The organism is Bradyrhizobium jicamae, from assembly GCF_001440395.1.
Lineage (GTDB): Bacteria > Pseudomonadota > Alphaproteobacteria > Rhizobiales > Xanthobacteraceae > Bradyrhizobium > Bradyrhizobium jicamae.
The window spans coordinates 1-7,356 of the sequence record NZ_LLXZ01000142.1; the positions used below are offsets into that span (position 1 = coordinate 1).

The 7,356-nt window shown below is 58.4% G+C and carries 7 protein-coding genes; 5 read left to right on the forward strand and 2 right to left on the reverse strand.

Annotated features, from left to right (window positions below; translation table 11 throughout):
• The 4 genes from CQ12_RS23540 to CQ12_RS47750 all read left to right on the forward strand — a co-directional run.
• The coding region (locus CQ12_RS23540) for a TCP-1/cpn60 chaperonin family protein (protein WP_283807398.1) at positions 1-708 on the forward strand (708 nt) is incomplete at its 5' end.
• A 267-nt stretch (positions 709-975) separates the two neighbouring features.
• Positions 976-1,233 carry a Lar family restriction alleviation protein gene (locus CQ12_RS47745; RefSeq protein WP_083519443.1) on the forward strand — a complete coding sequence of 86 codons (258 nt, stop codon included), beginning with the start codon at positions 976-978 and terminating at the stop codon, positions 1,231-1,233.
• Positions 1,234-2,004: 771 nt separating this feature from the next.
• Positions 2,005-2,496, forward strand: coding sequence for a hypothetical protein (locus CQ12_RS46585; RefSeq protein WP_057837686.1), 492 nt, complete (start codon positions 2,005-2,007; stop codon positions 2,494-2,496).
• Positions 2,439-2,555, forward strand: coding sequence for a transposase (locus CQ12_RS47750; protein WP_430642257.1), 117 nt, complete (start codon positions 2,439-2,441; stop codon positions 2,553-2,555). The genes CQ12_RS46585 and CQ12_RS47750 overlap by 58 nt, the downstream gene beginning before the upstream one ends.
• A 35-nt stretch (positions 2,556-2,590) precedes the next feature.
• Here CQ12_RS47750 and CQ12_RS23550 read toward each other — a convergent pair whose 3' ends face one another.
• Positions 2,591-5,455, reverse strand: a complete 2,865-nt coding sequence (locus CQ12_RS23550; RefSeq protein ID WP_198164239.1) for a hybrid sensor histidine kinase/response regulator — start codon at positions 5,453-5,455, stop codon at positions 2,591-2,593.
• Positions 5,456-5,909: 454 nt separating this feature from the next.
• The gene (locus CQ12_RS44090; RefSeq protein WP_157088421.1) at positions 5,910-6,392 is read right to left on the reverse strand and encodes a hypothetical protein; all 483 of its coding nucleotides are present in this window, start codon (positions 6,390-6,392) and stop codon (positions 5,910-5,912) included.
• A gap of 613 nt (positions 6,393-7,005) precedes the next feature.
• On the opposite strand from CQ12_RS44090, the gene CQ12_RS42625 reads away from it, so the two are divergent.
• On the forward strand, positions 7,006-7,356 hold a 351-nt coding region (locus tag CQ12_RS42625; RefSeq protein ID WP_157088424.1), incomplete at its 3' end, for a LysR family transcriptional regulator.

Below are 7,356 nucleotides of genomic sequence, written 5' to 3' on the forward strand. Positions count from 1 at the left end.
GTCACCCTGCAGATGCTCGGCCGCGCCAAGAAGGTGATGATCGACAAGGAAAACACCACAATCGTCAACGGCGCCGGCAAGAAGGCCGACATCGAGGCCCGCGTTGCCCAGATCAAGGCGCAGATCGAGGAAACCACCTCGGACTACGACCGCGAGAAGCTGCAGGAGCGTCTGGCCAAGCTCGCGGGCGGCGTCGCGGTGATCCGCGTCGGCGGCGCGACCGAAGTCGAGGTGAAGGAGCGCAAGGATCGCGTGGATGACGCGATGCATGCGACCCGCGCGGCGGTTGAAGAAGGCATCGTGCCGGGCGGCGGCGTCGCCCTGCTCCGTGCTTCCGAGCAGCTCAAGCGCATCCGTACCCAGAACGACGACCAGAAGACCGGCGTCGAGATCGTGCGCAAGGCGCTGTCCGCGCCGGCCCGCCAGATCGCAATCAACGCGGGTGAAGACGGTTCCGTCATCGTCGGCAAGATCCTCGAGAAGGAGCAGTACTCTTACGGCTTCGACTCGCAGAACGGCGAATACGGCAACCTGGTCTCCAAGGGCATCATCGACCCGACCAAGGTGGTTCGCGTGGCGATCCAGAACGCGGCTTCCGTCGCGGCTCTCCTGATCACCACCGAAGCCATGGTGGCCGAACTGCCGAAGAAGAACGCTCCGGCGGCCGGCATGCCTCCGGGCGGCGGCATGGGTGGTATGGACTTCTAAGTCCAACCGTGCGCAGAGCTGCTGACGCGAAAGGAGCACCTGCTCAGCCGCCTGGAAGAATATCCGGGCCCTAACGAGCACGACGAAATCGAGCGTCTCCTCGACAAGATCGATGCCGAATTGAACCCGGTGGATAGACCGGATAGACTCTGAGTAATCCACGACGTGCACCTCGAGGCTCGAACTCGCCGCCATCGAGCCGTCCCGCGTGTATTGGCAAGCGCGCAGTCCCTCCCTCCGCCTTGCGATGAGAACACGAGAAATTGCATGCCTAGGAAACTCGCTCACAGCGCTGCTATCGATCCACTGCACGGATTCCCTGTTTCTGTGCAACCGCTGCAGCCCTGTCCTTTCTGCGGCGGCTCGGAAGTTTGGATCAACAGCGACATCGTGCCGAAATTCGTGGCATGCAGGAAATGTTGGGCGTTCGGCCCCAGTGCGCCGACCGTTACACAGGCGGCCGAGCGCTGGAACAAACGCGCCACGCCCCCTGGAACGAACACGGCTGCAGCGACCTCTGGCTAATCTAGCTCTCAATCAACAGCCGGACGATCTAGTTTTTCGCTTTGCATTGCGAATGCCCAGCGGTACGCAGCTCCTTTTACTGGAACGATCTGTCGAGCGACGTCTGCGGCCGGGGGCGCCCTAACAGGCCAAACGAACCAGGGCAATCGATGGTGGTGGCCGTTCTACGACTTCCGCGGAGAAGTGACTCCTAGGTGGCCTTCCGGCCCCCCCGGGATGACGCCTACTGGGCACCGTAAGTCCGCTTTGGGTCTTGGCTGTGCAAAAACGCTAAGACGATAGAGAGCGATAGAAGAAGTTATGCGTCTAAGACTATTTCAGCCCTCAAACGCGCAACCGCATTCAACTTTGAAAGCGAACCGAAGAATGCAATTCTCGCGGCGTTTCGATCTCTCGCGTTTTCACAGATGGGGTAATTCCGGGCCAGAAGCCATACTGACGCTCTCAGAATCAGCTCTCCAGGAATCGATGAGGCTCGGCTCTTGAGCCTTGTAACGACAAGAGAGCTGCAAGGGAGCATTATGTCGGACTGGACGTATCGCTGAAGCTGACAGCGATCTGCATTGTTGATCGGACAGGATAGATTCAGCGTGAAGGAATGGTTCATTCTGATCCGGAAGCGATCGCAGCATTCATCAAATCAAACGCGCCGCATGTCGCGCGGATCGGACTCGAAACAGGGGCAACGTCGACATGGCTATGGACCGAGTTGAACAAGCTCGGGCTGCCCGTCATCTGCATCGACGCAGGCACGCAAAGGCGGCCTTGAGAATGCAGATCAACAAGAGCGACCGCAACGATGCCGTAGGAATCACGCGCATCATGCAATGTGGATGGTACAAGGAAGTGCGCGTCGAAGACCTCGACAGTCACGCGGTCAAGGCTCTCCTCGTCAGCCGAGCTCTGCTCGTCAAGATCAAGCGGGATCTCGAGAACCAAGTCCGCGGGCTCTTAAAGAACCTCGGGCTGATTATTGGCCCAGCAAAGATGAACGTGTTCGCATCGAGTGCTGCCGAGCTCATCGAAAATCGGCCGGAACTCGCGGTTGCCATAACACCGTTACTCAGCGCCCGAGTAGCCATCGAGCAGCAGATTGCTGATCTCGACCGTAAGGTCATGAAGCCCGCACGCAGCAATGCCCAAGTGCGACAGTTCATGACGACGCTGGCATCGGCCCTGTTACGGCTCTTTGCTTTCTTGCAACGATCGACGACCCTACGCGCTTCAAAAGGTCAAGAAGCGTCGGACTCTATGTCGGACTAACGACCCGACGCTACGCATCCGGCGAGATCGACTGGAGACCGCCCGTGCAGATCAGCTAGGTGCCACAGGCGGGGGTCGAAGTACGCAGATCACCCTAGGTTAGTGCCGTTAGAATCGCCTTCATCAGTCCGTCTTCATCATAAGGCTTCCGAAGTATTTGCGCTTCTCGAAACTCCTCTAAAGTCTCGCGATCTCCATAACCGGTGACGATGATCACGGGCAAGTCGGGATGGGTCGCGCGGATCGCTTTCGCGAGCTCGACTCCTGTCATTTCCGGCATGGCGAAATCCGCAAGAACAAGCTCCATCTTCAGACCGTTTGCAATCAGCTCAAGGGCTTCTTGTCCGCTGGCAGCGGCCACCGCCGCGTATCCGACGGCCTCAAGTACCCTAACGGTTGACCTGAGAACTGCCTGATCATCATCAACAACTAGAATACACGGCTTTAGCTCCACCGTGGAAATTTGCTCGGCATCAGATTCTCTTTTGCGCACTCGTGGGACCACTTCGGCACAAGGTAAGAACACCGTCACCGAGGTGCCTTCGCCGACGTGCGTCTTAAGCGCGATGCCTCCACCCGACTGCTTGGCGAAACCAATAACTTGGGCGAGTCCGAGACCCGATCCTTTTCCTGGTCCTTTCGTAGTGAAGAAGGGCTCGAAGACGTGAGGGAGCACATCGTCGGGGATACCCATGCCTGTATCTCGGACGGCCAGTCCCACATACTTTCCCGGAGCCGGCGCTTCCGGGCCGGAGAGCTCTTTATCGGTGATGGCATTGAAAGTCTCGAGGGTCAGAGTCCCCCCTGGCCGCATAGCGTCTCTGGCGTTAATAACCAGATTAAGGATCACCGACTGAATTTGAGTTAGATCTACCAAGGCTGGGCAAAGGTCCGCGGCGAGGTTCGTGCGGAGTTGGATCGCTCCACGAAGCGAGGCATTGAGTAGGCCACTCATCTTCACGATGGTGCTGTTGAGATCGACCACTTTAGGCTCAAGCCGCTGTTGGCGCGAGAACGCGAGCAGTTGCGAGGTGAGATTCGCGCCTCGTTGCGCCGCTCCGAGAACCAGTTCGCAACCTTCCTGATCACCGGGATCCCTCAGATTGCGCGACAACATACGCGCGTTAGTGAGCACGACGCTCAAAAGATTGTTGAAGTCGTGCGCGACGCCTGACGTAATCTGCCCTATCGCGTCGATGCGTTGCAGTTGCTGGGACTCGGCCTCGGCGATTTCCCGTTGCTCCATTTGAGCACCTAGCTGCTTGTTGGCCTCCTCCAGTTCGCGCGTCCGCTCTTCAACGCGGCGCTCGAGCCTTTCTTCAATACGTTTGCGATCCGTGATCTCCAGGGCGACTCCGAAAAACGAAGCCGGCACGTCATTGTCGAAACTGGTCTGACCGCGGGTCGCGATCCAGCGTTCCACGCCGTCCGTTTTTCCGATTACCCGGTACTCGATATTGTAGACCCCATCGCTCCGCGGGTCGGCGCACCGCTGGATAGCGGCCTCGACACGCGCAAGATCGTCTGGATGAACGCAGGACCGCCACACCTCATAGTCGACGACCGCGCCCGCCGGCAGACCCCACATGCCCCTGACCGTATCATCCCATTGCAACTTGTTGGACTGTGGATTCCAAGCATAGCAGCCGAGCCTCGCGAGATCGACGGCCGCCTTCAGCCGCGCTTCGCTCTCGCGCAGACGCGACCCGGCGTGCTTCTCCTCTGTGATCTCGCGTATGGCGCCAATGAATCCGACCGGCTGCCGGCCTTCAAAGAAGTTTTGGGCATGGGTAGAGACCCAACGTTCTATGCCGTCCTCGATTCCCAACACACGGTACTCGGCCACGAAAACGCCATCGCTGGCGGGGTCGAGTGAGGCTTCCCACGCCGCTGCGACCCGAGCCTGGTCGTCAGGGTGTATGGCCGCGACAGCCATCGGTGCGTCGACGATGGTGTCGGCGGGCAATCCCCACATTGCCTTAAGGCGTGCATCCCAGTCGAGAGCGCCGGTCCTAGGGTCGCCAGAATAAGGCGATAAGCCGACTAGTTCGGCTGCCGCCTTTAGCCGCGCTTCGCTGGCCCGCAGCAACGCTTCTGCGTGTTTCCGCCGGTGGATGTCTCGGAACGCAACAGAAACGCCGGTCGAGGTTGGATAGATGTCGACCTCGAACCAATGCCCGATCAAAGGCGAGAGGCTCTCAAAATGCTGGGCCGTGCCTGTCTCAAATGCGCGCCGGTGCGCCTCATAGTCCGGCGTGCCGACAGCGTTCGGGAACGCTGAGAGAAACGGGAGGCCTATCAAATCGTCGGGCTTCTTGTCCCAGATCTCGAGCGCCTTGCGGCTTGCGTAAAGAAAACGTTGATTCTGATCAAGCGCATAAAAGGCTTCGCCGATTCCTTCGAGTACCTCGCGCAGTCTGGCTTCATTCTTGCGCAAGGCCCGTTCGGCCCGGTCCCGCTCCGCCTTTTCCTTAACGGCGTTGGTGGTCTCGAAAGCAGTGGCAAGATTGGCGACGACCGCGCCCGTCTCATCGTGGATGGGCGTAAAATACGACGTGAAAAACGCTTCCTCAGGACCGCCGTTGCGCAGGAGCGTCCAGGGATGGTCTTCCAGCGTAACGGTCTCGCCCGCGAAAACACGGCGGTGGATCGCCGCTTCGGCCGCCTCCCATACCTCGCCCCAGACTTCGCGCCCGGGTCGGCCGAAGGCACGAGGATGCTTCGTCCCCATGAACGCACGATGGATCTCATTGTAGATTAGGATGCGCTCGGGACCCCAGATCAGATTCATCGCAAGTTGCGATGCCATCATGAGGTCAATGGTGGTCTTGAGGCTCTGGGGCCAACTGGAAATCGGCCCAAGCGGAGTCTTCTCCCAATCGAACGCGCGAACTCGCGCGCCCATCTCCCCGCCGCTCGCGGGCCAAGCTGATGGTCCTGGGTGAAGGTCCTTGCCCACTGAGCCTCTCGCGAGCGCTGGAGAACAGGCCAACATTGTCCTGAAGTACGATAGATTAGCCCAAGCAATCAGCATCAAAAAGCATCTTCATGCAGGTGGGCTGGCTTGGTGCCCCTTAACTCCGCTCAGGGTCATTTGCAGGCGTTCCCAGCGATGGAGGCTTAGGTCGGCTCTACCCCTCGCGGACGTCGGTGAATCGATTAGCCATGTCGGCTGTGCCAAATTCGGAAGTTGCGCGCGATCCGCACCCGCGCGCCTGCCTCTGATCGAGCGCGCATCGTAATCCAAATGCCTTAAAAGTCGCGAGTCTCGTTATCCGCGCATAAATACGTTTGAAGCATCCATTACAAAAGCCATGCAAGGTGAATACTGAAACGGATGATCAATGCACCATCTCACATTCCTCTTATTTATAGCTTTGGCCTGCCCTATGCCAGCAGCAGCCGAACCGATGTCAGTCCGCTGCGATGGCCAGCACTTCCGCTAGTCGCAACCTTATTTCATGACCTTTGATATCGAAAAAAGTCACTTCGTGTTTGAGCGCGCCGGAGGAAACATCATAACGGGTGAAATCATCTCGGCGACCGACGAACAATTGGATCTCAGCTTGAGGGGCGCCGGTGGACGCATCCTTCTTTCCTACAATCGCAAGCGCAATGTGGTGACCTGGCCGGGATTGCCGGCCGGAGAGTTGGGAATATTTGCAATGCACCACACCTGTATTGGAGTTGCTGGCAGAACGATGCTTTCCACATTCTATCAGCCGGAGCAATTGATCCGAAACGTCGCGACCCAATCGATTTTCGCTCAGTTGTCCAGGCAACACCGGCCCGTTTTTTATCACTATGGATCGCGTCACAAAAACTGTCGTCGTGGAAAATGAACATTCGTCCGGGGGCTCGTCAGGCAACATTACAAGCATAAAGGATGGCGTCATCAAGCTCACTTTTGGGCCTGGTCCCACGAGTCAAACTGAAGCGGTGTGGGGCGAGGGTGTCCGATCGCTGACCTTGATATTCGCTACGGGCGATCCAGTGAGGCCGAACGGGGTTTTTGAATGTACCGTAACAAAGCCGCGATCGATTATGGAAGGCTACAAGGACTGGGCGCGCTGGGGGAAGTGAGACCGCCATTTTACGTCAGCTCCTGAAGTCCGCAAAGGGTCTTGGCCGTGTAAAAACGGCCTTCGAGGGTCCCCGTCCAGAGAGCCGTGACGGGGTGTCTCAGACCGCGATCGCAGTGATCAGCGGCCTGATCCCGACGATGTAAAGCGCTTTCGCCGGATGCCGATCAGGCGCGCGATGGGCGCGATGTTCACGACGAGGTGCAGTCGCCACGGGTAGCAAGCGCGAAGTCGCTTATCCGACGATCTGCGAGAAGCGTGCGCTATTCGGGCGACACGCGGCCGGGATGGCGCCTCAGTCTTCGTCTGCCGGACGCCGACGGCAGCGCACGAATCGGCCCAATAAAAAACACAGCCTGCCGATGAAATCACCCAATTCCAAATATCTTATCGATGCTCCTACATTCTTAGAGCACCATGGTCGCGAATGGCCGACGAACAAGACCACAGATATTTATCTCTCCGCAATCAATCTGCAACGGTCCCCCTTCAACACCTCCGATATGCGGTTGTTTCCGCGGAGTATGGAAGCTTCCGGCGGGCTGCAGAAGCTTTGTTGACTCAGCAGTCAACTCTGAGCCGCTGCATTCGGGAGCTCGAGGAATCAATAGGCGTGATTGTGTTCGAGCGATCGAGCGGCGGCGTCTGCGCCACGTCGGCGGGCCGGGATTTTCTCCGAACGGCGCGGTCCATTCTCGAACAAATGGATGCGCTGGTTACGTCAGCCAAGTCTAACGGACGCGGCGAGGCTGGGCGGCTGTCTGTGGGATTCTATACG

Excerpts from the sequence above, each read along its gene's own strand:
- CQ12_RS47745 (WP_083519443.1), top strand. The coding sequence starts at position 976 with ATGCCTAGGAAACTCGCTCACAGCGCTGCTATCGATCCACTGCACGGA.
- CQ12_RS46585 (WP_057837686.1), top strand. The coding sequence starts at position 2,005 with ATGCAGATCAACAAGAGCGACCGCAACGATGCCGTAGGAATCACGCGC.
- CQ12_RS44090 (WP_157088421.1), bottom strand. The coding sequence starts at position 6,392 with ATGACGCCATCCTTTATGCTTGTAATGTTGCCTGACGAGCCCCCGGAC.